Below are 23,923 nucleotides of genomic sequence, written 5' to 3' on the forward strand. Positions count from 1 at the left end.
GACACGGGGCCGGGGGAGGTCTCCGGGCGTCGTAGGGTTGACGGGTGCGCGAACGGGATTTCTGGCAGCTGATCGACGAGGTCTTCGGTCCCGCCTACGGGCGGGCGCTCGCGCGTGAGCAGGTGCTCCCCACGCTGGACGGGCGCACCCCGGCGGACGCCCTGGAGGACGGCGACGAGCCGCGCGACGTGTGGCACGCCCTCTGCGACGCGCTGGACGTGCCCGACGCCGAGCGGTGGGGCTCCGACAAGTACCGGCAGACGCCGCCGCCGCGCCGCTGACCGCCGGCTCGGGCCGCTGAGCGGTCCCCGAGATGTCCTGCGACACACCGGTGTGTCCTGCCTTGCCTCGAACACGCGTTCGGCTAGACTTTGACCACAGGCACGGATTCCGGAACGTCGTCCACAGGCGGCGGCCGGAGCAGGCGTCCGTGTCAGTGGCTCCGCGTACGGTCGGCAACGACGTACAGAGCCATCCATGTCGGCGCACACAGCGCCCAGAGACCGAAGGTGTTGCACATGCCCGCACCAGCAGACCGCGAAAAGGCCCTCGAGGCCGCCCTCGCACAGATCGACCGTAACTTCGGCAAGGGCTCGGTCATGCGCCTCGGCGAAGAGACCCGCGCGCCCATCGAGGTGGTTCCCACCGGTTCCATCGCCCTCGACGTGGCCCTCGGCATCGGTGGCCTCCCGCGCGGCCGCATCGTCGAGGTCTACGGCCCCGAGTCCTCGGGTAAGACGACCATCGCGCTGCACGCCGTGGCCAACGCCCAGCGGCTGGGCGGCATCGCCGCGTTCATCGACGCCGAGCACGCGCTCGACCCGGAGTACGCCAAGAAGCTCGGTGTCGACACCGACGCCCTCCTGGTCTCGCAGCCGGACACCGGCGAGCAGGCGCTGGAGATCACGGACATGCTGATCCGTTCCGGCGCCCTCGACATCATCGTCATCGACTCCGTCGCGGCCCTGACGCCGAAGGCCGAGATCGAGGGCGAGATGGGCGACAGCCACGTGGGTCTGCAGGCCCGCCTCATGTCGCAGGCCCTGCGCAAGATCACGGGTGCGCTCAGCGCGTCCGGCACCACCGCGATCTTCATCAACCAGCTGCGCGAGAAGATCGGCGTGTTCTTCGGCTCGCCCGAGACCACCACCGGTGGAAAGGCGCTGAAGTTCTACGCGTCGGTCCGGCTCGACATCCGTCGCATCGAGACCCTCAAGGAGGGTACGGACGCCGTCGGTAACCGCACCCGCGTGAAGGTCGTCAAGAACAAGATGGCGCCGCCGTTCAAGCAGGCGGAGTTCGACATCCTGTACGGCCACGGCATCTCCCGCGAGGGTGGGCTCATCGACATGGGCGTGGAGCACGGCTTCGTGCGCAAGTCCGGCTCGTGGTTCACCTACGAGGGCGACCAGCTCGGCCAGGGCAAGGAGAACGCGCGGTCCTTCCTGCGCGACAACCCCGACCTCGCCAACGACATCGAGAAGCGCGTCAAGGAGAAGCTGGGCGTCGGACCGAAGGTCGACGCCCCGGCGGACCCGGCCGCGGGCGCTCCGGCCCCCGCCGGTACCGACGGCGCGGCACCCACGGGCACCGTCGCCGCGGCCAGCTCGTCCTCGCGGACGACCACCACGGCCAAGGCCACGAAGTCGACCACGACGCGTGCCAAGACCGCCACCAAGCCCGCGGCGGCGAAGACCGCGGCCAAGGCGGAGGCGGCCGCCGAGAAGGCTCCGTTCTGACGTGCAGTACGGTGATCCAGCGGATGGTCCCGGCGTGGGGAAGCGTCGGGGCCATCCGGCCTTTGCGGAGGGGTCCGAGGCGGCTTTCGCGGACGGGTCCGAGGAGGGCCGCCGGACGGGCGGACGCGGGCGTCGCAACGGCCGCGGCGGTGGCCGCGACAGCCGCGAGCGGGCGCCCCGGCGCACCGTCGCGGAGCGCCTGGAGGCCGGCGAGATCAGCCGGGACGACGCCGTCGAGAAGACCCGCGAGGTCATTCTCCGCATGCTGACGGCGGCGCAGAAGTCCCGCCGCGAGCTGGAGCAGTCGCTGGCCCGCAAGGGCTACCCGGAGGACGTCGTCGTCCAGGTGCTCGACCGGTTCGGCGAGGTGGGCCTGGTGGACGACGCGACCTACGCGGAGACGATCGTCCGGACCCGGCACTCGGAGCGAGGCCTGGCCCGCCGCGGCATCGCGGCGGAGCTGCGCCGCCGGGGCATCGACGAGGACACCGCGGTTGAGGCCCTGGAGCAGCTCGACCCCGACGACGAGCGGGCGGCGGGCGCGAGGCTCGCCACCAAGCTCATCACCCGCACGCGCAGCCTGGAGCGTCAGGTGCGGGTGCGCCGCGCCGTCGGCTCGCTCGCGCGGAAGGGCTACGCGCCCGGCCTGGCGTTCGAGCTGGTCAAGGACGCACTGGCCGCGGAGGGCGAGGAGACGGACGACCTCGGCTACGCCGAGGACTGACGCCGGTCGCACACGAAGGGGCGCCCCCAGCACGTGCTGGGGGCGCCCCTCTGGCGTTCGTCGAGCGTCCGTCGACGAGGGTGGTGGCTAGGTGGCTGTCGGACCCGGGCCACCGCCGACGAACCCGCCGGCCGCGGTCGGGTTGCCGATGCCGGTGCCCTCGACGGTCGCACCCGCCGTGCGGCTGGACAGCAGCTTCGCCAGGCGGTGCGCGGCGAAGGTGAGCAGCCAGTTGATGATGATGAACACGATGGCCACCACCACCAGCGCCTGCAGCGGGTTCTGTTCCTTGGAGGACAGGATCTGCGCGGACCGGAGCAGCTCGGGGTACAGGATGATCTGCCCCAGGGCGGAGTCCTTGAGCACGACCACCAGCTGCGACACGATCGCCGGCAGCATGGCGACGAGCGCCTGCGGGAGCTGGATCGACCGGAGGGTCTGCGACCGGGTCAGGCCGATCGCCAGGCCTGCCTCGCCCTGGCCCTTCGGGAGGTTGCCCACGCCTGCCCGGACGAGCTCCGCGATGACGGAGCCGTTGTACAGGATCAGCGCGACGACCACCGCGGCGAACGGCCGGTCGCTGATCCACTGCGCCTGCGCCGAGAAGAACATGTAGAAGAAGATCATCATCAGCAGCACCGGGACGGCGCGGAAGAACTCCACGACGACGCCGGAGACCGAGCGCACCGCGCGGTTGTGCGAGAGCCGGCCGATACCGAAGATGACACCGAACGCGATGGCGCCCACCGTGGCGAACAGCGCCGAGCGCAGCGTGTTCTGCAGGCCCGGCAGGTAGTAGAACTGCCATGCCTCGGCGGAGACCGCGTTCTGCCAGAGCGTGGGCGCGAACTGGCCCTTCTCGTACAGGACCGACGTGATCCAGGCGAGACCGGCGAGCACCGCGACGGCCGCGATCACGTTGCCGATGGCGGAGGCGGTCCGGGCGCGGGGCCCCTGGGCGTCGAACAGGACGGAGGAGCTCATCGCTTCACCGCCAGTCGCTGCGACAGCCAGGTGGTGCCCAGGCCGATCGGGATCACCAGGATCACGAAGCCGACGGCGAACAGCAGGAAGATCGCGACCATGAGGTCGGGCCGGAATTCGATCATGGTCCTCATCAGTGACGACGTCTCGGTCGCGACCGAGGCCGCCACGGCGACGGTCGAGTTCTTCAGCAGCGCGATGAGCGTGTTGCCCAGCGGGGCGATGGCGCCGCGGAAGGCCTGCGGGAGGATCACCATGCGTGCCGCCGGCAGGAACGAGAGCCCGATCGCGCGCGCCGCCTCGGCCTGTCCTACCGGCACGGTGTTGACGCCGGACCGGATCGCCTCGCAGACGAACGCCGCGTGGTAGACGGCCAGCCCGAGCACCGCGTACCAGTAGAACGTGGTGTTGAGGTTCTCCGAGAGGGAGAGCCCGAGCTGCGAGAACAGCACGAGGTAGGTGAACGTGAGGATGATCGTCAGCGGCGTGTTCCGGAAGATCGTCACGTAGGCGGTGCCTGCCCACTGCAGCGAGGCGATCGGTGAGATCCGCATCAGCGCGAGCACGGTACCGAGGAACAGGGACAGCAGCGCCGCCCAGAACGTGAGCTGGATGTTGACCCAGAACGCGCCCAGGACGTCGTACTGAGTGAAGAGCTCGGCGAACCCGGAGAAGAAGTCGTCCACGGTCACCTTTCAGGGATAGGTCAGGGGCGTCGTACGACACCGGTCGGCGACGCCGGACGTGGCTGACGCCGGGCCGACCGCGCCCCGGGGGAGGCAGTCGGTCCGGCGTCAGGCACTGTGGTCAGGCGAGGTACTGCAGGGTCACGCGCAGGCGTCCGGCGTCGGCGGGTTCAGGTCCGCGTTCGGGGTGTAGTCGGCGCCCTCGGTGTTCTCGGCGACGAGCTGCTCCCACGTGCCGTCCTCGATCATCTCGGTGATCGCGGCGTTGACGTCCTCGCACTGGTCCGAGTCCTTCGGGAGGCCGACGCCGTAGCGCTCCTCGGAGAAGGGCGCGCCGACGACCTTGAACTTGCCGGCGTTCTCCTCGGTCGCGGCCAGGCCGGCGAGGATGATGTCGTCCGTGGTCACGGCGTCGACAGCACCGGAGCCGAGAGCGGTGGCGCACTCGGCGTAGCCGCCGCGCTCGACGAGCTGCACGCCCTCGGCGTACTCCGTCTTGATGTTCTCCGCGGAGGTCGAACCGGTGACCGAGCAGAGGTTCTTGCCCTCCAGGTCCTCCGGGCCGGTGATGTCGGTGTTGTCCGAGGCGACCAGGAGGTCCTGGCCGGCCACGAAGTACGGGCCTGCGAAGGAGATGAGCTCCTTGCGCTCGTCCGTGATCGAGTAGGTCGCGAAGATCATGTCGACGTCGCCGTTCTGCAGCGCCGTCTCGCGGTTGGCCGAGATGGTCTCGACGAACTGGATCTGGTCCTCCGAGTAGCCCAGCTTGCCGGCCACGTAGCGGGCGACGTCGGTGTCGAAGCCGGTGAACGAGTCACCGTCCTGCAGGCCCAGGCCGGGCTGGTCGTACTTGATGCCGATGCGGATGGTGTCGCCGCCGCCGGCAGCGGTGTCCTCACCGGTCGGCGCGCCGACCTCGCCGCCGCCACACGCGGAAAGCGCGAGTGTCGAGGCAGCCGCCATCGCCAGGAGGCCCATGGTGTGCTTGCGCATGTTTGCCCTTCGGTAGTGCGGGACCCGGTCGGGGTCCCGAGGTGGTGGGGTCAGTCGGTGAAGCTCAGTGGGTCAGGATCTTGGACAGGAAGTCGCGCGCCCGCTCGCTCTTGGGAGCCGTGAAGAACTCCTCGGGGGCAGCCTCCTCGACGATCTGGCCGTCCGCCATGAAGACCACGCGGTCGGCGGCCTTCCGGGCGAAGCCCATCTCGTGGGTCACGACGATCATCGTCATGCCCTCCTGGGCGAGCGCGACCATGGCGTCGAGCACCTCGTTGACCATCTCGGGGTCGAGGGCCGACGTCGGCTCGTCGAACAGCATCACCTTGGGCTGCATCGCCAGGGCGCGCGCGATGGCGACCCGCTGCTGCTGGCCGCCGGACAGCTGGGCGGGCATCTTGCCCGCCTGGTTGCCGACGCCGACACGGTCGAGCAGCTTGCGTGCCTGCTCCTCCGCGTCCTTCTTGCTCAGCCCGCGGACCTTGCGCGGCCCGAGCGTGACGTTGTCGAGCACGGTCTTGTGCGCGAAGAGGTTGAACGACTGGAAGACCATCCCGACCTCGGCGCGAAGCTGCGCCAGGGCCTTGCCCTCCTCGGGCAGGGTCTTTCCATCGACGGTGATGGTGCCGTCGTCGATGGTCTCCAGCCGGTTGATCGCGCGGCACAGCGTGGACTTGCCGGAGCCGGACGGGCCGATCACGACCAGCACCTCGCCCTTGCGGACGGTGAGGTCGATGTCCTGCAAGACGTGCAGCGCGCCGAAGTGCTTGTTCACTCGCGACAGCTCGACGAGGGGCGCCCCGAGGGCGCGGTCCGACGTCGGAGCGTCCGCGGTGCTGTCGGCCGCCGGTTGGCCGGTGGTCGAGGTGCTCTGGTCCATCCCTTGAACCTAACGATCCGATGTTTCAGAGACCAAGTCGACTGGTCATCACAGCACAACGTTTCGGTAACAGATGCCCGCAATGTGCCTGGATCAACCGTTCGGCGGGGTTCGAAAGGGGTCGTAAAATCGAGGCGATGTCCACGACCGCCCCCCTTCCCACAGTCCTGCTCGACGCCGCCACGACCGACACCGCCGTCGGGGACGACGCCTCCGAGCACCCCCGCACCTACATGGTCCGCACCCTCGGGTGCCAGATGAACGTGCACGACTCCGAGCACATGGCCGGCATGCTGGAGCAGGCCGGCTACACGCGTGCGTCCAGCCAGGACGAGGCCGCCAACGCCGCCGACGTCGTCGTGATCAACACGTGCGCCGTGCGCGAGAACGCGGCCAACAAGCTGTACGGGAACCTCGGCCAGCTCGCGGGCATCAAGGCGACGCGCCCCGGCATGCAGATCGCCGTCGGCGGCTGCCTGGCCCAGAAGGACCGCGGCGACATCGTCGCCAAGGCCCCCTGGGTCGACGTCGTGTTCGGCACGCACAACCTCGACGCCCTGCCGGTGCTGCTGGAGCGCGCCCGGCACAACGAGGCGGCGCAGGTCGAGATCGCGGAGTCGCTGCAGGTCTTCCCGTCCACGCTGCCGACCAAGCGCGAGTCGGTCTACGCCGGCTGGGTCAGCATCTCCGTGGGCTGCAACAACACCTGCACCTTCTGCATCGTGCCGCACCTGCGCGGCAAGGAGCGCGACCGTCGCCCGGGCGAGATCCTGGCCGAGGTCGAGGCGCTCGTGGCCGCCGGCGCCATCGAGGTGACGCTGCTGGGCCAGAACGTGAACAGCTACGGCGTCGAGTTCGGCGACCGCGGCGCGTTCGCCAAGCTGCTGCGCGCGTGCGGCCGGATCGAAGGGCTGGAACGGGTGCGGTTCACGTCCCCGCACCCGGCCGCGTTCACCGACGACGTCATCGCCGCCATGGCCGAGACCCCGAACGTCATGCCGCAGCTGCACATGCCGCTCCAGTCCGGCTCGGACCGCATCCTGCGGGCGATGCGCCGCTCCTACCGGTCCGAGAAGTTCCTCGGCATCCTCGACCGGGTCCGCGCGGCGATGCCCGACGCGTCGATCACCACCGACATCATCGTCGGCTTCCCGGGGGAGACCGAGGAGGACTTCGCCGAGACGATGCGCGTGGTCGAGGCGTCCCGGTTCAGCTCGGCGTTCATCTTCCAGTACTCCCCGCGCCCGGGCACGCCCGCAGCGACGATGGAGGACCAGCTCCCCAAGGCCGTCGTGCAGGAGCGGTTCGAGCGCCTGCTCGCCCTCCAGGAGCGCATCGGTACCGAGGAGGCGAACAAGCAGGTCGGGCGCACGCTCGAGGTGCTCGTCGCCGAGGGCTCCGGCCGCAAGGACGGCGCCACGCACCGCCTGTCGGGCCGCGCGGCGGACAACCGCCTGGTCCACTTCGGCCTCACCGCCTCGCCCGACGACGGCGTGCCCGACGGCGCCGCGCCGCACCCCGGCGTCGACCTCACGCAGGCGCCTGCCGACCTGGGCGACCCGCGCCTGGCCGACGTCGTGCCCGCGGGCCTGCCGCGCCCCGGCGACACCGTGACCGTGACCGTCGTCAAGGCCGCCCCGCACCACCTGATCGCCGAGCCCGCCGACGCCGCGGGCCTCGTGGTGCGCCGCACCCGGTCGGGCGACGCCTGGGCCGCGCGCGAGAAGGCGCGGCTCGGCGGGGGAGAGGACGAGCACTCGCACGGCACGCCGGCGCCGTCGGGCCCGGTCTCGCTGGGCCTGCCCACGCTGCGGCGCTGACGACGGAGCCCGGGCCGCACGGCCCGGGCTCCGGTCCTGCTCAGTCGCGAGGCGTGTCGCGCGCCAGCTCACGGGCGCGCGCCCACCGGCGTGCGGCGACGACGGCCAGGCACAGCCCGAGCAGAGCGAACGGGACCACCAGGTACCAGGGGAACACGTCTCCCTCGGCGTACCCACGCCACTGGTTCTCCCCGGCCCGGCCGGACACCTGTGCGGTCCACCAGCTCAGCGTCGAGAACCCGGCCATCACCCAGCCGACGGCGGACAGCGCGGTCCACATCAGGGCGAGGCCACGCGCACGGGCCGGGTCCCCGCCGTCCGACCAGGGGCTCACCGGGCGCCGCTCGTTCACGCGACCGCCTCCGCGAGGATGCGGAACGTCGGGTCGGGCCGCACCGGGGCGGGCTCGAGCTTCTGGTCCACCGGCCCGTGCACGAGCTGCCAGGTGTCGTCGGCGGCGACACGCACCGCCGCCGTCCGGGCACCCTTGGCGTCCGTGACCTTGACGCTCCCGCCGAACGGCCGCCCCTCCAGCGTGCGGAACGCCGCCTGGACGTACCGCGATGCGGCGACCCGCACAGGCTCCGAGGACTCCAGGGGCAGCACCTGCCAGATCCCGTTGGGCCGCGGCTCGACGACGACCGACCCGTGGAGAGAACCGATCAGCAGCGCCGCGTTGTTCTCCCGGTCGGTGATCCCGGTGGCCTCGACCCAGGTGTCCGCGGTGAACAGGACGTTCGACAGCGCGGCCAGCTTGCCGAGCGGCACCAGGGCGCCGTCCTCCGTCCTGGCCAGCCGCCGCACCACGAGCGAGCTCAGGCCCGCGCCGAGCAGCGGGGAGTCCTGCGGGACCTCCGGCAGCCGCAGCATCTCCGTGGTGCGCCGGCCCGCCTCGGTCGTGCCCTGGCTGAGCAGCGTGATCAGCTCGAAGGCGGTGAGCTCGAGCAGCGCGACGTCGGGGTCGGCGGACACGTCCCGGTCGGGCGTGAAGTTGTCAGTCATGTCTTTCTGTCCTCCCAGTGGCCGCTGAGGGCCTGGTTCAGGCTGTCAGTGGTTGGGCTCAGCTGAAGAGGCCGCCGATGGCCTTCCCGGCGCCCTTGAGCATATTGCCGCCGGCATCGAACGCGTCCCCCGCGGCGTCGGCTATCCCGCCCACCGCGTCGGTTCCGCGGTCCCAGGCCCAGCTCCCCGCGTCGGTCACCGCCTCCGAGAACTGCTTGTCGGAGAAGGCGTTCCAGGCCATTCCCACGGGGCTGTAGTTCACGAGGTTCTCGCTCAGCGGGCGGTCGGAGACCAGGCCGTTGATCAGCGAGAGCCCGCCCCAGATGGCCGCGCCACCGGCGACGAATGGACCCGCGGGGGTGGCCGCCGTCGCGAGCACCGCGACGCTCAGGCCCGCCGTGATCGCGCCGTCCGCGCCCCCGTAGAAGTCGCCCTCCGACCACTCGTCGAACGCCTGGAGACCGCCCGTGACGACCCCCGCGACGGCGAAGACCTTGCCGAAGGCGTCGAGCAGGTGTCCTCCGGCGCCCAGGTCGGCGAGCGAGTCGACCGCGGTCCCCGTCTTGACGATCCAGTTGAACAGGTCCTGCCCCAGGCCACCCGCGGTGAGCCCGTTCGACCAGCCGCCGAGGGCGTCGTCGAACCACTCCGGGAAGCCCTGGTCCTCGGGGTTCCCGGCGGGGGTGCCCTCGCCGGCCATCGTCCCGAAGCCGCCGGGGCCGCCTGGGCCGCCGAGCCCACCGACTCCGCCGAGGCCGGAACCGGCAGCGCCCGCGCTCGTGTAGTCGCCGCTGGTCTCCTCCTGTGCGTCGGCGTTGCGCTCCAGGATGCCCCGCACCTCGGCCAGGCTGCCGGACACGCCGCGGATGGCCGGCGCGTGGTGCCCGTCCCACTCCCCGCGGAACTGGTCGCCGCCCGGTCCCAGCCAGTCCACGCTCGAGAGCATGGACGTGACCTCGCTGACCGTCGTGTCGAGCGACTGCGCGGCCCCCTCGAACTCTCGTGCCAGGGCGCGCAGCTGTCCGACGTCAGCGCCCCACATCTCACCCATCGGTTCCCCTGCCCTCGTCCGGTCATCGTCTGCTCAGGACCGTAACTGACCTGCGACAACAGGGCTAAAAAACTCCACGGGTAGAACTACCCGTCGGGGGCCGTGCGGGGGAGCGCGCCTACTTCGACGGGTCGTCCGGGGCGTCCGGCGCGGTCTCGCCGTCCGCGTCGGCGTCCGACGGCGGGGCCAGCGACGCGACCGTCGAGAAGAACTGGCTGGCCGTGACCAGCCCGCACGACACCGTCTGGGCGAGCTGCTCCTCGGTGGCGCCGTGCTCGAAGTCCACCGACACCTCGGCGTACAGGGCCAGCCCCGCACCCTCCTCGCGCGTGTAGACCTTGGGCCAGATGCGCTCGCGGTTCCAGTCGTTCGCCGCCTGGAGCACCGCCAGCCGGGCGGCGGCCGGCAGTGCGCCCGCCCAGCGGCCGCGCACCTGCAGGATCTCGTCGTGCTCGCCGAGCAGCAGGAACCAGAACCGGTTGCCGTCCCAGGTGCCGGTCACGTCGCCGTCGTCGTCGATGCGGAAGCGGTAGCCGCGGCGCGACAGGTCGTCGCCGACGCGCTGCGTGCTGAGCGGCCGCGGCTTCTCGACCTGGGCGTTCGCGAGCGTGCGCACCTGGGCACCCGTGGGGCGCCGGGCCGCCGGGGGCCGGGGGTTCAGGAGTCGCGCGAGCCAGCGGCCGGCTCCGCCTCCGTTGCGCGGCGGCGTCATGGCGCGGACCTGAGCGGGTCGGGGAACGTCTCGTCGAGGTGCTCGAAGAACATCGAGCCCGTGGTCAGCCCGCACTGCAGGAGCTGGTCGAGCTGGTCCTCGGTCACCCCGTGCTCCAGGTCGACCGTGACCTCCGTGTAGACGAGCACGGCCCCGTTGTCGCGCACGCGCACGTACGTCTTGGGCCAGATGCGCTCGGCGTTCCACTCGTTGCACAGCTCGAGGATCTCCTCGAGGCGCTCGATGGTCAGGTCCCGGTGCCACTGCCCGCGCACCTGGAGCACCTCGGAGCTCTCGCCGACCATGAGGAAGTAGAACAGCCAGCCGTGCCACAGCCCGCCGACGTCGCCCTCCGAGTCCACGAAGTAGCTGAACCCGTTCTCGCCCAGCCACTCGACGACGCGGTCGCGCGTGAGCGGCTCAGGAATGCTGGAGGGATCGTCGAGGCCGCCCGTCAGCTCGCGGAGCAGCACACCCTCTACCTGCGCCCGCAGCTCGTCGTCGTCGAGTTCCCTGGGCTCGGGCTGTTGCGGGCCGGTGGCCGCACGGTCGCCGTCGCCCGCCGTGTTACGGCGTCGTGACCCGAAGAACCTCACCTGACCACAGTACCTGCCAGACCCCTCCCCCCGCTGCGCCCTTCGTCCGGAAAGAGGGGTGGAATCGCCCAGGACCCGCTGGAGGCCGCGCCTGGTGCTACTTTCGTCGATCGTGCACGCCGTGATCCTGCCCGCGACCCCGCTGCTCGTCCCGGGGACGGCCCCTGGCCTGCGCGGCGACCCGCTGAGCGGCGTCCGCGCCGCCGTGGCGGACGCGCTGGCGCGGCTCACCGAGGGCGGCCGGGTGCCGCTGGTCCTCGCGCACGGGCCCGCGCTGCGGTCCGGGCGGATGCGGCCTTCGCTGGCGGGTTCCGGTATCGGGGAGCGCTGGCTGGGTGGGGGCGGGGTGTCCGACGAGGGCCGTCCCGCCGCGGGCACCGGCGCCTCGGTGGCGCTGCTGGCGCTCGCGGACGTGCTCGGCGCGCGGGCCGCCGACGTCGAGGTGCTGGAGGTGCCGCCGTCCTGGCCGGGTTCGTCCGGTACAGGGCCCGACGCCGACGCCGTCCGGCTGCTGCGCGCCGCCGACGGCCTCGTCGTCGCCGGCGGGGGAGTGCCCGGGGGGCTCGACAGTGACCCCGGTGCGTTGACGGACGGCGTCCGTGCCGCCCTGCGCGCCGCGGGCGCCGACGCGTGGACCTCGGAGGTCCAGGTCTTCGCCCAGTCGCACGACCACCTGCCGCCCGAGTACCGCGTGACCACGCTGGCGTGACGCCCCGCGCGGCGTGGCCCACCCCGCTGTCGTCCCTGGGAGCGGCCGACCGTAAGGTTGCCCGGTGATAGTCGTCGCCGTCGTAGGGCCCACCGCCACCGGGAAGTCGGACCTCGCCCTCGACCTGGCCCAGGCGCTGAGCGACGCGCCGGGCGCCGGGGCCCCGGCCGAGATCGTCAACGCCGACGCCTACCAGCTCTACCGCGGCATGGACGTCGGCACGGCCAAGGTGCCGCCCGCCGAGCGGCGCGGCATCGTGCACCACCAGCTCGACGTGCTCGACCCCGCGCAGGACGCCTCCGTGGCCCGGTACCAGGAGGACGCCCGCACCGACCTCGACGACATCGCCGGACGTGGCGCGCGCGCCGTCGTCGTCGGCGGGTCCGGGCTGTACGTGCGGGCGCTGCTCGACCAGATGGACTTCCCGGGCACGGACCCGGCCGTCCGGGAGCGGCTGGAGGCGCGCGCCGAGGCTGAGGGGCGGCGCGCCCTGCACGCCGAGCTGGAGCGCCTGGACCCGCAGGCGGCCGAGAGCATCGGGCCGCACAACACCCGCCGCATCGTGCGGGCGCTGGAGGTCATCGAGATCACCGGCCGCCCCTACACGGCCAACCTGCCGCGCCAGGAGTACGTGCGGCCCGCGGTGCAGATCGGGCTCGACTGCTCGCGCGAGGTGCTCGACGCGCGGGTCGGGAGCCGCGTGGACCGGATGTGGGACGGCGGCCTCGTCGACGAGGTGCGCCGGCTGGCGAGCCCCGAGCAGGGCGGCACCGGGAGCGGGCTCGGCGTGACCGCCGCCCGCGCCGTCGGCTACGCGGAGGTGCTCGCCTGGTGGCGCGGCGAGTCCACGGAGGCCGAGGCCAGGGAGGCCGTCACCGCGAAGACGCGGCGCCTGGCCCGCAAGCAGATGGGCTGGTTCGGGCGCGACCCGCGCGTGCACTGGCTCGACGCCGCGTCGCCGCACCTGCTGGACGACGCCCTCGCCATCGTGGCCGCCGCCGACGCCGGGACCCTGCCGGTTGCCGGGACCGAGCCGGTGCGCCGTAGCCTGGGGTCATGACGCAGCCCGCGACCAGCCCTGTGCCCTCCGTCCCGACGCCCGGCACCCTCGCCTTCACCAAGGGCCACGGCACGCAGAACGACTTCGTGCTGATCGCGGACCCCGAGGGGCTGCTCGACCTCACGCCGGCCGACGTCCGCCGGCTCGCCGACCGCCGCGCGGGCATCGGCGGCGACGGCGTCATCCGGCTCGCGCCGACCGCCGCCCTGGCACGCGCGGGAGAGGAGGCGGCCCAGGTCGCCCTCGCGCAGGACCCGACGGCCGAGTGGTTCATGGACTACCGCAACTCCGACGGCTCCGTGGCCGAGATGTGCGGCAACGGCGTGCGCGTCTTCGCCGCGTTCGCGGAGCAGGAGGGGCTCGCCGACCTCTCGGCCGGGCCGCTCAGCCTCGGCACCCGCGCGGGCGTGAAGCGCGTGACCAAGGAGGCCAACGGCTGGTACGCCGTCGACATGGGCCGCTGGTTCCTGCCCGGCGGTGAGTCCGCGGCGGCCGACGGGTACGACGCCGCCGTCGCGGTGCGCGGCTGGACGGCGCCCCGCCCGGCCCTGAGCGTCAACCTCGGCAACCCGCACACCGTCGTCGCCCTCGCGAGCGTCGAGGAGCTCGCCTCGCTGGAGCTGTTCCACGCCCCCGAGGTCGCCCCCGTGCCGCCGCACGGCACCAACGTCGAGCTCGTGGTGCCGCTCGGCGAGGAGGAGGGGCCGGACGGCGTCGTCGGGCGTCTGCGCATGCGCGTGCACGAGCGCGGGGTCGGCGAGACGCCGTCCTGCGGCACCGGCGCCTGCGCCGCGGCGCTCGCGGTGCGCACCTGGCAGGGCGGCTCGTCCGGCGACGGCGCCCCTGACACCTGGATCGTCGAGGTGCCGGGCGGCGAGGTGCGCGTGCGTGTGCTGCCGGGCGGCGACGTCGAGCTCGCGGGCCCGGCGGAGCTGGTCTACTCGGGCCGCGTCTCCCTCTGACGTGTCAGACGTACAGGTCCCTCGGGGGACCTGTACGTCTGACACGTGGGGTGGGGTCTGACAGGTCAGCCCGCGACGCGGAGCACGCGGAAGCCCTTGGACGACGTCGTCCGCTCGACCGGGAGCCCGAGCGTCTCGGTGATCCAGCGGGCGAGCGAGTCGGAGCCCAGGTTCTTCTGCACCACGAGCCAGGCCGCCGCGTCCGGCTCCAGCCGGGGCAGCCAGCGCGTCAGCAGCTCGTGCAGCGCCTCCTTGCCCACGCGGATCGGCGGGTTGGACCAGCAGGCGGCGAACCGGACGTCGTCGGGCACGTCGTCGGGCAGGGCCGCCCGGACGTTGTCGAGGCCGAGCTTCTCGGCGTTGCGGCGCACCAGGTCGAGCGCCCGCTCGTTGACGTCGACGGCCCAGACCGTGGCCTCGGGCGCCGCCAGCGCCAGGCTGATCGTGATCGGGCCCCAGCCGCAGCCCAGGTCGAGCAGGTGGCCCGACGCCGGGGGTGCCGGGACGTGGTCCAGCAGCACCGCGGTGCCCTTGTCGAGGCCGCCGGGGGAGAAGACGCCGGCCGCCACCTCGACCTCCAGCTCCCGGCCGGCGAGGCGGACGGAGCGGGTGCGGCGCTCGTCGTCCGAGGCGGGCTGGGCGGTGAAGTAGTGGTCGCTGGACACCGGACGATCCTAGGCGCTTGCTGCCGCCGGCGACCGGTGCCAGCCTGCGGGCATGGAGATCGCCGAGGCCACCGTCGAGCGGTGGGACGACGTGCAGACCGTGTTCGGCACGCGCGGCGGCGCGCACCACTGCCAGTGCCAGCGCATCCGCCTGGGCGACCGCGCCTGGTGGTACATGCCCGCCGAGGAGCGGGCCCACGAGCTGCGCGAGCAGCTCGACCCGCCCCCGGACGCCCCGACGTTTGGCGCGCTGCTCGGGTACGTCGACGGCGAGCCGGCCGGCTGGGTCGCCGTCGCGCCCCGCACCACGTTCGTCCGGTACCGCGGCAGCCAGGTCCCGTGGGCGGGCCGGCACGAGGACAAGGACGACGACGGCGTCTGGGCCGTCACGTGCTTCGCCGTCCGCGCCGGGTACCGCAAGCGGGGCCTGATGTACGAGCTGGCGGCCGCCGCCGTCGAGCACGCGCGCACGCGCGGCGCCCAGGCCGTCGAGGGCTACCCGATCGTGCCCGACCCCGGGCAGCAGATCACCTGGGGCGAGGTCAACGTCGGCACGCCCGGGCCGTTCGCCGCGGCGGGACTGACGGAGGTCAGCCGGCCCACCAAGCGCCGCCGGGTCATGCGGCTCGACCTCTGATCCGCTCCCTCACTCCCACGGCGCATAGTCCGGGAACCGGCCCACGCCGAGACCCACCGCGCCCGACCAGCGGTGGACCCACTCGTCGAGGTCCCGGATCGCGGCCGGTTCCCGGAGCGTGGTCAGGTAGGTCTCGTGGGAGTCGAGGACCTCTCGGCGGAGCCCGCGTTCCTTCACCTGGCCGACCAGGCGCTCGCGCAGGTCGGCGGTGGCCGCCCGGTCGTCGAGCAGGACGCTGTGCGTGACGACGACGAGGTCGGCGTCCGTCAGCCCGGGCACGCCGGTCCGCACGATGTCGGGCGGGCGGACCACCGGCCGCGGGGGCGGCGTCAGGAGCATGGTCGCCCGCCAGTCGTAGTCCGGGTCGCGCAGGTGGCCGCGCAGCGCGGCCACCACCATGTCGGTGGGGCACGAGCGGTGCTCCAGCGGCAGCATCCGGCGCATCCGGTGCACCACCGAGGTGCCGCTCCGTCTGGAACGGGCGACGACGGTGTGCTCGTCCGCGCCGTCGCGCACCCAGGCCACGATCCGCGTGGTCTCCTCGTCGGTCCATGGGCGGCCCGTCCGGTCGGGTCCTTCGGTCTCTTCGGGCATGGTCGTACCGTCCCCTGCGTGTGGTGGTCGTCGTCCTCCAAGTCTTAGCGGCCGCCGTCGGCCCGCGCTGGTTGTCCACAGGCCCTACCACCACGGCAGCCGGTTGGGGAAAGACATAGCCGCGGGACTTTCAGGCGTGGGAAACTTGTTGTAACGAGCACGAACCATCGAGAGTTAGGTAATACATGACCCACACCCCGACAGAGCCCGAGCTCCCCGCAGAGGAGACGCCCGAACTCCGCGCGGCCCAGGCAGACGCCCAGGCGATCGCGAACGATGTCGTGGCACGGGTTCTCGCTCGGGCGGGGACCGCACGTGCCGACGGCGGAACGGTGCACACCGTGGCCGACGGCGACCAGCTGGAGCTCGAGGAGCGCACCGCGCTGCGCCGCGTGGCCGGCCTGTCGACGGAGCTCGAGGACGTCACCGAGGTCGAGTACCGGCAGCTGCGCCTGGAGCGGGTCGTGCTGGTCGGCCTGTTCTCGGGCGGCGAGCACGCGGCCCGCGACGCGGAGATCTCGCTGCGCGAGCTCGCCGCGCTGGCCGAGACCGCCGGCTCCCAGGTGCTCGACGGCCTGCTGCAGCGACGGCAGAAGCCCGACCCCGGCACGTACCTCGGCTCCGGCAAGGCACTGGAGCTGGCGCAGGTCGTGCTCGCGACCGGCGCGGACACCGTGATCGTCGACAGCGAGCTCGCCCCGTCCCAGCGCCGTGCGCTGGAGGACGTGGTGAAGGTCAAGGTCGTCGACCGCACCGCGCTGATCCTGGACATCTTCGCGCAGCACGCGAAGTCCCGTGAGGGCAAGGCCCAGGTCGAGCTCGCCCAGCTCGAGTACCTCCTGCCGCGCCTGCGTGGCTGGGGCGAGTCGATGTCCCGCCAGGCCGGTGGCCAGGTGGGCGGCGCGGGCGCCGGCATGGGCTCGCGTGGTCCCGGTGAGACCAAGATCGAGCTGGACCGGCGGCGCATCCGCGACCGCATGGCCAAGCTGCGGCGCGAGATCAACGGGATGAAGCCGGCGCGCGAGACCAAGCGGCTCAGCCGCAAGCGCAACGCGATCCCCGCGGTCGCCATCGCGGGCTACACCAACGCCGGCAAGTCGTCGCTCCTGAACGCGCTGACCGGCGCGGGCGTGCTGGTGCAGAACGCGCTGTTCGCCACGCTGGACCCGACGGTCCGGCGCACGAAGACCGAGGACGGCCGCGTCTACACCTTCACGGACACGGTCGGGTTCGTGCGGCACCTGCCGCACCAGCTCGTCGAGGCGTTCCGGTCCACGCTGGAGGAGGTCGGCGACGCCGACATCCTGCTGCACGTGGTCGACGCGTCCCACCCGGACCCGGAGGGGCAGATCGCGGCGGTCCGCGAGGTGCTGTCCGAGATCCCGGCGTTCGAGGACGTGCACGAGATCGTGGTGCTGAACAAGGCCGACGTCGCCGACCCGACGGTCGTCGGCCGCATCCAGCGGCGCGAGCGGCACACCGCCGTCGTCTCCGCGCACTCCGGCGAGGGCATCGCCGAGCTGCGCGCACGGATCGCGGCCGAGCTGCCGCGGCCGGGCGTCCACGTGGACCTGGTGGTCCCGTACGAGCGGGGCGACCTGGTGCACCGGGTGCACGAGCACGGCGACATCGAGCTCACCGAGCACGTCGCCGCCGGCACGCACCTGCGTGGCCGCGTGGACGAGCAGCTTGCCACGGAGCTGCGTCAGGTCGCCGTCGCGCACTGACCCCTCCCGCACCACCTGTCAGACGCCCAGGTCCCCCGAGGGACCTGGGCGTCTGACACGTTTCCGGGGGCTGTCGTGCTACGCAAGCCACTTGCAGTCCGCTGCAACCCCTGCAAGCAGTTTGCGTTCTCCGTGGCTAGGATCGACGCATGTCGAGACGGCTGGCGGATGTGGCGAAGAAGGTCGGCGTGAGCGAGGCGACGGTCAGTCGCGTGCTCAACGGGAAGCCCGGGGTGTCCCAGGGCACGCGGGACGCGGTGCTCACGGCGCTCGACGTGCTGGGCTACGAGCGGCCCACCAAGCTGCGGGGCAGCCGCGGCAAGCTCGTCGGGCTGGTGCTGCCGGAGCTGGTCAACCCGATCTTCCCCGCGTTCGCGGAGGTGATCGGCGGCGCGCTGGCCCAGCAGGGGTTCACCCCGGTGCTGTGCACCCGGACGGCCGGCGGCGTCACCGAAGCGGAGTACATCGACCTGCTGCTCCAGCAGCAGGTCTCCGGGGTGATCTTCGCGGGCGGCTTCTACGCCGAGCGCGAGGCCGACCACGCGCACTACCGGCGCCTGGAGGACCTGGGCCTGCCCGTGGTGCTCATGAACGCCTCGATCGAGGACCTCGCGTTCCCCCGCGTGGCTTGCGACGACCTCGTGGCCATGGAGCAGGCGATGGGCCACGTCACGTCCCTCGGGCACCAGCGCGTGGGCCTGCTGCTCGGCCCGGCCGACCACGTGCCCTCGGAGCGCAAGCTCGCCGCCGCCCAGCGGTTCGCACAGCGCAACGACCTGGAGCTCGACCCCGAGCTCGTCGTGCACTCGCAGTACTCGCTGGAGAGCGGCCAGGCCGCGGCGAACCGGCTCATCGAGAGCGGCGCCACGGCCATCGTCTGCGCGAGCGACCCCCTGGCCCTGGGCGCGATCCGGGCGGTGCGCCGGGCCGGGCTGGCCTGCCCGGCGGACGTGTCCGTCGTGGGCTTCGACGATTCCGCGCTGATGAACTCCACCGACCCGGCCCTCACCACCGTGCGCCAGCCGATCGAGCCGATGGGCCGCGCCGCCGTCGACCTGCTGTCCGCGCTGATCGGCGGCGGCGACGTGGCCCGCGACGAGCTGCTGTTCGAGCCCGAGCTCGTGGTGCGCGCCTCCACCGCCTCGGCGAAGGTGGCCGCCCGCTGAGCTGGCGCCACCGAGCGCTGTCACAATTTCATCAAGTAGCTGTCGAGTTCTTGCGCGGTCGTTGTCATGTGATTTACGGTTCACGACATGACGACGACGTCCGACGCGCCCCTCGAGCCGCGCCCCGCAGCAAGCGACTGGTGGCGCAGCGCCGTGATCTACCAGATCTACCCCCGCAGCTTCGCGGACGGGAACGGCGACGGCACCGGTGACCTCGCCGGCGTCCGCTCCCGGCTCGGGTACCTGCGCGACCTCGGCGTCGACGCCATCTGGTACACGCCCTGGTACGCCTCGCCCCTGGCCGACGGCGGCTACGACGTGCGCGACTACCGCACGATCGACCCGGCGTTCGGCACGCTGGCGGACGCCGAGGCCCTGATCACCGAGGCCCGCGAGCTGGGCATCCGCACCATCGTCGACGTCGTGCCCAACCACATCTCCTCGGAGCACGAGTGGTTCCAGGCGGCGCTCGCGGCGGGCCCGGGCTCGCCGGAGCGCGAGCGCTTCTGGTTCGACGACGGCAAGGGCCCGGGCGGCGACGAGATGCCCACGGGCTGGGTCTCCAGCTTCCAGGGCGACACGTGGACGCGGACCACGAACCCGGACGGCACGCCCGGCCAGTGGTACCTGCACCTGTTCACGCCGGAGCAGCCGGACGTCAACTGGAACCACCCCGACGTGCGCCAGGAGCACGAGGACGTGCTGCGGTTCTGGTTCGACCGCGGCGCGGCCGGCATCCGGATCGACTCCGCGGCGCTCATCATCAAGGACCCGGCGCTGCCCGAGGTGCCCGCGACGCCCGGCCCGGGGGAGCACCCGCACCTGGACCGCGACGAGATCCACGACGTCTACCGAGGCTGGCGCCGCGTCGCCGACGACTACGCGGAGCCTCGCGTGCTGGTGGGCGAGGTGTGGCTCGCGGACCAGGAGCGGTTCGCGCAGTACCTGCGCCCCGACGAGATGCACACCGCGTTCAACTTCGACTTCATGGCCCGTCCCTGGGACGCCAAGGAGCTGCGCGAGTCGATCCGCACCACGCTGGAGGCGCACGCCCCCGTCGGGGCGCCGGCAACCTGGGTGCTCTCCAACCACGACGTCACCCGGCCCGTGACCCGGTACGGCCGCGAGGACTCGTCCTTCGACTTCGCCGCCAAGCGCTTCGGCACGCCGTCCGACCTGGACCTCGGCACGCGCCGGGCGCGGGCCGCGGCCCTGCTGACCGCCGCGCTGCCGGGCGCGCTGTACGTCTACCAGGGCGACGAGCTCGGCCTGCCCGAGGCCGACGTGCCGCGCGAGCTGATCCAGGACCCGATGCACTTCCGCTCCGAGGGCGTGGACCCCGGCCGCGACGGCTGCCGCGTCCCCCTCCCGTGGGCGCGTACCGGCACCAGCCTGGGCTTCGGGCCCGACGACGGCGCCGCGCCCTGGCTGCCGCAGCCCGCCGGCTGGGCGGACCGCTCCGTCGAGGCCCAGGACGGCGACGCCGACTCGATGCTGGCGCTCTACCGGCGCCTGCTCCACCTGCGGCGCGAGCTCCCGGCGCTGCACACCGAGGGCCTCACCTGGCTCGACCTCGGCGGGGACGACGTCCTCGCCTTCGCTCGCGGCGCGGGCCTCGCCTGCGTCGTCAACCTCGGGACGAACCCCGTCCCCCTGCCCGCCGGGGCCACGGTGCTCCTGGCGAGCGGCCCCGTCGACGGCGCCGTCGGACCGGACATCGCTGTCTGGCTCGGCCTGCCGTCCTGATCCCGTCCTGATCGTCGGCACCCGGATCTCCGGTACCCGGCCGGGAACGACCTTTCCCCCAGACGTGCCGACCCAGCGGCACACGACCAAGGAGTGACAATGAAGTCAGCAAACAAGCGCGCGGCGTTCGCCCTGGTGGGCGTCCTGTCGCTCGCGGGGACCCTCACCGCCTGCGGCTCGTCCTCGGACGCCGCGGACGAGCCCGAGGGCCCCGTGACGATCGAGGTCTCCATCGACGCCGGCCTGGAGCAGGCCGCGATCGACGCGTTCGACGAGCGCATCGCGCAGTTCGAGGAGGCCAACCCGGACATCCAGGTGGAGACCAAGGAGTTCACCTGGTCCGGCACCACGTTCGCCGCCGAGCTCGCGGGCGGCACGCTGCCCGACGTCTTCCCGATCCCGTTCACGGACGGCCGGGCGCTGATCGAGCGCGGGCAGATCGCCGACGTCAGCGACCTGGTCGCCGAGCTGCCGTACGCCGACCAGTTCAACCCCACGATCGCCGCCGCCGGCCAGGACGCCGAGGGCGGCATGTGGGCCGTCCCGATCGCCGCCTACAACCAGGGCCTGCACTACAACCGGGCGCTGTTCGAGGAGGCCGGCCTCGACCCGGACAACCCCCCGGCCACCTGGGACGAGGTGCGCGAGGCCGCCAAGACGATCGCGGACAAGACCGGCCAGGCCGGCTACGCCCACATGACGCAGAGCAACACCGGCGGCTGGATCCTGACCACGGAGACCTACGCGCTGGGCGGCCGCGTCGTCGAGGGCGAGGGCGACGACATCACCGCGACCGTCGACAACGACGCCACGGTCGCGGCCCTGGAGATGCTGCGCGAGATGCGCTGGGAGGACAACTCCATGGGCTCCAGCTTCCTGTACGACTGGGGCACCATCAACCAGGACTTCGCCGCCGGCAAGATCGGCATGTACGTCTCGGGCGGGGCCAACTACCCCAACCTGTTCACGCAGAACCAGATGAACCCGGACGAGTACGGCGTCACCGTGCTGCCCCTGGAAGGTGCCGACGCCGGCACCCTCGGCGGCGGCACGCTCGCCGCGGTGAGCTCCGCCGCCTCCGACGCCGAGCAGGCCGCGGCCGTGAAGTGGATCGACTTCTACTACATCTCCAAGCTGACCGTCGAGGAGCAGGCGGTCGCCGAGGCCGAGGTCGCCGCCGAGACCGACCAGCCGGTCGGCGCCCCCGCCCTGCCGATCTTCGACCGCGAGACCTACGAGCAGCAGCAGAGCTGGATCAAGGACCTCGTCAACGTCCCGCTGGAGAACTTCGCGCCCATGACGGACCAGATGTTCGACCAGCCCGTCATCCCCGAGCCCGCCGTCGCCACCCAGGACGTGTACGCGGCGCTCGACCCGGTGGTCCAGGCTGTGCTGACCGACGAGAACGCGGACATCGACGCGCTCCTCGCCGACGCCCAGACCCAGGTCCAGGGACTGCTCGACCGCAGCTGACCTGGCGATGACCACACTGTCCAGCCCGCTCCGGACGACGACGGCCCCGCGGCCGTCGTCGTCCGGACCCCGGCCGCGTGCCCGCCGCACGCCCCGGGACTGGCTGCGCGACGGCGGCCTCAGCACCCTGATCATCGCCCTGCCGATGATCCTGGTCTTCGGGGTGTTCTCCTGGTTCCCGATCGGCCGGGCGCTCGTCATGAGCGTCCAGGAGACGAACCTCATCTCGACCCCCGAGTTCGTGGGGCTCGACAACTTCGTGTTCGTGCTCCAGGACCCGCTCCTGGGCAAGGCCGTGACCAACACGCTCTGGTTCGCGCTGCTCGCGCTGGTCTTCGGCTACCCGCTGCCGCTGGCCGCCGCCGTGCTGATGAGCGAGGTGCGGCGCATGCGCGGCCTGTTCTCGGCGCTCGCGTACCTGCCCGTCGTCGTGCCGCCTGTCGTGGCCGTGCTGCTGTGGAAGTTCTTCTACGACGCCTCGCCCACCGGCGTGTTCAACACCATCGCCGGCTGGGTGGGCCTCGGGCCCTTCCCGTGGCTGCAGAACGCGGACAGCGCCATGCCGTCCCTGGTCCTGGAGGCGACCTGGGCCGCGGCCGGAGGGACCGTGATCATCTACCTCGCCGCGCTCGTCGGCGTCCGCACCGAGCTCTACGAGGCGGCCGAGGTGGACGGCGCGGGCGTGTGGCGCAAGATCTGGCACGTGACCCTGCCGCAGCTGCGCGGCGTCCTGTTCATCACGCTGATCCTGCAGGTCATCGGCACCTCCCAGGTGTTCCTGGAGCCGTTCCTGTTCACCGGCGGCGGGCCCAACAACGCGACCCTCACGGTCCTGATGCTGATCTACGACTACGCGTTCGGCAGCAGCCTCGGCGGCAACTACGGGGCCGCGACCGCCCTGAGCCTGATGCTCGCGGGCGTCCTGGCCGTCCTGTCCGCGGTCTACTTCCGCGTGACCCGACCCTGGAGCAGCTGACATGGCAGCCAAGAAATCAGCCGTCGCGGTGGCCGAGCGCGGCATCGTCTCCGCGCACGACCGGCGCCGCCCCAGCGTGCGCGGCTCGCTCGGCCTGCTCCAGGGCGGGCTGCTGCTCACCCTGGTCCTCGCCGGGCTCGGGCCGATCCTGTGGCTCGCCAAGGCCGCCGTCACCCCGACGCAGGACACCCTGCGGCAGCCGCTCGGCCTGTTCCCGAACGGGATCGACTGGGCCAACCTCAGCACCGCCTGGGGCCGGGCCGAGATCGACCACTACTTCGTCAACACGCTGATCCTCGCGGTGGGCGCCTGGTTCTTCCAGCTCCTCGTCGCGACCACGGGCGGCTACGTGCTGTCCGTGCTGCGCCCGAGGTACGGGAACCTGATCTTCGGCCTCGTGCTCGCGACGCTCTTCGTGCCGGCGGTCGTCCTGCTCGTCCCGCTGTACCTGACGATCCTCGACATCCCGCTCCTGCACATCAGCCTGCTCAACACGTTCTGGGCGGTCTGGCTGCCCATGGGCGCCAGCGCGTTCAACGTGCTGCTGGTCAAACGGTTCTTCGACGGCCTGCCGCGGGAGATCTTCGAGGCCGCGCGGGTCGACGGCGCCGGACCCTTCCGGCTGCTGTGGTCCATCGTGCTGCCCATGTCCAAGCCCATCCTCGGCGTCGTCTCGGTGTTCGCCGTGATCGCCGCCTGGAAGGACTACCTCTGGCCGCTGCTCGTGCTGCCCGACCCGGACAACCAGCCCCTGTCCGTCCGCCTGCCCGCCATCGCGCCCTACCTGGAGCTCGACGTGTTCCTCGCGGCGCTCGCGATCTCGACGGTGCTGCCCATCGCGCTGTTCCTCGCGTTCCAGCGCCTGTTCCTCAGTGGGGCGGGCCTGGGCGGGGCGGTCAAGGGGTAGGCCCGACGGCGCGTCGGGCCGGGTCTCCCTGACCTGGCCCGACGCCGGGTGCCCCTGACCTGGGCCGATGCGTGACTGATCCGTCTCCGGACGCTCGTCGGCGCCTGCCCGGGA

At 72.3% G+C, this 23,923-nt stretch carries 25 protein-coding genes; 14 read left to right on the top strand and 11 right to left on the bottom strand.

Translation table 11 applies throughout. The features are described 5' to 3' along the window. The first annotated feature begins 44 nt into the window (after positions 1–44). From FHX71_RS04260 to FHX71_RS04270, 3 genes are all read left to right on the top strand, one after another. Entirely contained in the window at positions 45–281 is a 237-nt protein-coding gene (locus FHX71_RS04260) for a DUF3046 domain-containing protein (RefSeq protein WP_182614572.1), read from the top strand. A gap of 237 nt (positions 282–518) precedes the next feature. Next, on the top strand, positions 519–1,739 hold the full coding sequence (gene recA, locus FHX71_RS04265; protein ID WP_182614573.1) for a recombinase RecA: 1,221 nt from the start codon (positions 519–521) through the stop codon (positions 1,737–1,739). A 34-nt stretch (positions 1,740–1,773) separates the two neighbouring features. Next, on the top strand, positions 1,774–2,463 hold the full coding sequence (locus FHX71_RS04270; protein ID WP_182614574.1) for a regulatory protein RecX: 690 nt from the start codon (positions 1,774–1,776) through the stop codon (positions 2,461–2,463). 87 nt (positions 2,464–2,550) lie between these two features. Here FHX71_RS04270 and FHX71_RS04275 read toward each other — a convergent pair whose 3' ends face one another. From FHX71_RS04275 to FHX71_RS04290, 4 genes are all read right to left on the bottom strand, one after another. Then, positions 2,551–3,447 carry an amino acid ABC transporter permease gene (locus FHX71_RS04275; RefSeq protein WP_182614575.1) on the bottom strand — a complete coding sequence of 299 codons (897 nt, stop codon included), beginning with the start codon at positions 3,445–3,447 and terminating at the stop codon, positions 2,551–2,553. Beyond that, positions 3,444–4,133 carry an amino acid ABC transporter permease gene (locus tag FHX71_RS04280; protein WP_182618462.1) on the bottom strand — a complete coding sequence of 230 codons (690 nt, stop codon included), beginning with the start codon at positions 4,131–4,133 and terminating at the stop codon, positions 3,444–3,446. Before FHX71_RS04280 ends, FHX71_RS04275 begins: the two co-directional genes overlap by 4 nt. Before the next feature lie 141 nt (positions 4,134–4,274). After that, positions 4,275–5,126, bottom strand: a complete 852-nt coding sequence (locus tag FHX71_RS04285; protein ID WP_182614576.1) for a glutamate ABC transporter substrate-binding protein — start codon at positions 5,124–5,126, stop codon at positions 4,275–4,277. Positions 5,127–5,190: 64 nt separating this feature from the next. Then, the gene (locus FHX71_RS04290; RefSeq protein WP_246402205.1) at positions 5,191–6,006 is read right to left on the bottom strand and encodes an amino acid ABC transporter ATP-binding protein; all 816 of its coding nucleotides are present in this window, start codon (positions 6,004–6,006) and stop codon (positions 5,191–5,193) included. 137 nt (positions 6,007–6,143) lie between these two features. Between FHX71_RS04290 and miaB the strand changes: the two genes are divergently transcribed. Further along, positions 6,144–7,826, top strand: coding sequence for a tRNA (N6-isopentenyl adenosine(37)-C2)-methylthiotransferase MiaB (miaB, locus tag FHX71_RS04295; protein WP_182614577.1), 1,683 nt, complete (start codon positions 6,144–6,146; stop codon positions 7,824–7,826). Positions 7,827–7,866: 40 nt separating this feature from the next. Here miaB and FHX71_RS04300 read toward each other — a convergent pair whose 3' ends face one another. From FHX71_RS04300 to FHX71_RS04320, 5 genes are all read right to left on the bottom strand, one after another. Then, positions 7,867–8,178: a hypothetical protein gene (locus tag FHX71_RS04300; RefSeq protein WP_182614578.1), complete on the bottom strand. Its 312-nt coding sequence runs from the start codon at positions 8,176–8,178 to the stop codon at positions 7,867–7,869. Next, positions 8,175–8,828, bottom strand: coding sequence for a hypothetical protein (locus FHX71_RS04305; protein WP_182614579.1), 654 nt, complete (start codon positions 8,826–8,828; stop codon positions 8,175–8,177). The genes FHX71_RS04300 and FHX71_RS04305 overlap by 4 nt, the downstream gene beginning before the upstream one ends. 58 nt (positions 8,829–8,886) lie before the next feature. Then, positions 8,887–9,879 (bottom strand): WXG100 family type VII secretion target, encoded by a 993-nt coding sequence (locus FHX71_RS04310; RefSeq protein ID WP_182614580.1) that lies wholly within the window; start codon positions 9,877–9,879, stop codon positions 8,887–8,889. Positions 9,880–9,997: 118 nt separating this feature from the next. Beyond that, entirely contained in the window at positions 9,998–10,591 is a 594-nt protein-coding gene (locus FHX71_RS04315) for a type III secretion system chaperone family protein (protein WP_182614581.1), read from the bottom strand. After that, complete coding sequence (locus FHX71_RS04320) at positions 10,588–11,187, bottom strand: type III secretion system chaperone family protein (RefSeq protein ID WP_274994189.1); 600 nt, start codon at positions 11,185–11,187, stop codon at positions 10,588–10,590. Before FHX71_RS04320 ends, FHX71_RS04315 begins: the two co-directional genes overlap by 4 nt. 112 nt (positions 11,188–11,299) lie before the next feature. Between FHX71_RS04320 and FHX71_RS04325 the strand changes: the two genes are divergently transcribed. The 3 genes from FHX71_RS04325 to dapF all read left to right on the top strand — a co-directional run bounded on the left by FHX71_RS04325 (position 11,300) and on the right by dapF (position 13,918). Beyond that, positions 11,300–11,896, top strand: a complete 597-nt coding sequence (locus FHX71_RS04325) for a hypothetical protein (protein ID WP_182614582.1) — start codon at positions 11,300–11,302, stop codon at positions 11,894–11,896. 64 nt (positions 11,897–11,960) lie between these two features. Further along, complete coding sequence (gene miaA / locus FHX71_RS04330) at positions 11,961–12,956, top strand: tRNA (adenosine(37)-N6)-dimethylallyltransferase MiaA (RefSeq protein ID WP_182614583.1); 996 nt, start codon at positions 11,961–11,963, stop codon at positions 12,954–12,956. After that, positions 12,953–13,918, top strand: a complete 966-nt coding sequence (gene dapF, locus FHX71_RS04335) for a diaminopimelate epimerase (protein ID WP_182614584.1) — start codon at positions 12,953–12,955, stop codon at positions 13,916–13,918. Before miaA ends, dapF begins: the two co-directional genes overlap by 4 nt. Positions 13,919–13,983: 65 nt before the next feature. Here dapF and FHX71_RS04340 read toward each other — a convergent pair whose 3' ends face one another. Beyond that, positions 13,984–14,583 carry a class I SAM-dependent methyltransferase gene (locus FHX71_RS04340; protein ID WP_182614585.1) on the bottom strand — a complete coding sequence of 200 codons (600 nt, stop codon included), beginning with the start codon at positions 14,581–14,583 and terminating at the stop codon, positions 13,984–13,986. A gap of 52 nt (positions 14,584–14,635) precedes the next feature. On the opposite strand from FHX71_RS04340, the gene FHX71_RS04345 reads away from it, so the two are divergent. Next, positions 14,636–15,220 carry a GNAT family N-acetyltransferase gene (locus tag FHX71_RS04345; protein WP_182614586.1) on the top strand — a complete coding sequence of 195 codons (585 nt, stop codon included), beginning with the start codon at positions 14,636–14,638 and terminating at the stop codon, positions 15,218–15,220. 9 nt (positions 15,221–15,229) lie between these two features. Here FHX71_RS04345 and FHX71_RS04350 read toward each other — a convergent pair whose 3' ends face one another. Then, the gene (locus tag FHX71_RS04350; RefSeq protein ID WP_182614587.1) at positions 15,230–15,814 is read right to left on the bottom strand and encodes a hypothetical protein; all 585 of its coding nucleotides are present in this window, start codon (positions 15,812–15,814) and stop codon (positions 15,230–15,232) included. Positions 15,815–15,999: 185 nt separating this feature from the next. Between FHX71_RS04350 and hflX the strand changes: the two genes are divergently transcribed. The 6 genes from hflX (at position 16,000) to FHX71_RS04380 (ending at position 23,809) form a co-directional block, all read left to right on the top strand. Further along, positions 16,000–17,541: a GTPase HflX gene (gene hflX, locus FHX71_RS04355; RefSeq protein WP_182614588.1), complete on the top strand. Its 1,542-nt coding sequence runs from the start codon at positions 16,000–16,002 to the stop codon at positions 17,539–17,541. A gap of 149 nt (positions 17,542–17,690) precedes the next feature. Beyond that, the gene (locus FHX71_RS04360) at positions 17,691–18,707 is read left to right on the top strand and encodes a LacI family DNA-binding transcriptional regulator (RefSeq protein ID WP_182614589.1); all 1,017 of its coding nucleotides are present in this window, start codon (positions 17,691–17,693) and stop codon (positions 18,705–18,707) included. An 87-nt stretch (positions 18,708–18,794) separates the two neighbouring features. After that, entirely contained in the window at positions 18,795–20,453 is a 1,659-nt protein-coding gene (locus FHX71_RS04365) for a glycoside hydrolase family 13 protein (protein ID WP_182614590.1), read from the top strand. A gap of 99 nt (positions 20,454–20,552) precedes the next feature. Continuing rightward, positions 20,553–21,926 (top strand): ABC transporter substrate-binding protein, encoded by a 1,374-nt coding sequence (locus tag FHX71_RS04370; protein ID WP_182614591.1) that lies wholly within the window; start codon positions 20,553–20,555, stop codon positions 21,924–21,926. A gap of 7 nt (positions 21,927–21,933) precedes the next feature. Further along, on the top strand, positions 21,934–22,902 hold the full coding sequence (locus tag FHX71_RS04375) for a carbohydrate ABC transporter permease (RefSeq protein WP_182614592.1): 969 nt from the start codon (positions 21,934–21,936) through the stop codon (positions 22,900–22,902). A gap of 1 nt (position 22,903) precedes the next feature. Then, positions 22,904–23,809 carry a carbohydrate ABC transporter permease gene (locus FHX71_RS04380; protein WP_182614593.1) on the top strand — a complete coding sequence of 302 codons (906 nt, stop codon included), beginning with the start codon at positions 22,904–22,906 and terminating at the stop codon, positions 23,807–23,809. Positions 23,810–23,923 lie beyond the last annotated feature (114 nt).

The sequence above is a fragment of the Promicromonospora sukumoe genome, from assembly GCF_014137995.1.
Lineage (GTDB): Bacteria > Actinomycetota > Actinomycetes > Actinomycetales > Cellulomonadaceae > Promicromonospora > Promicromonospora sukumoe.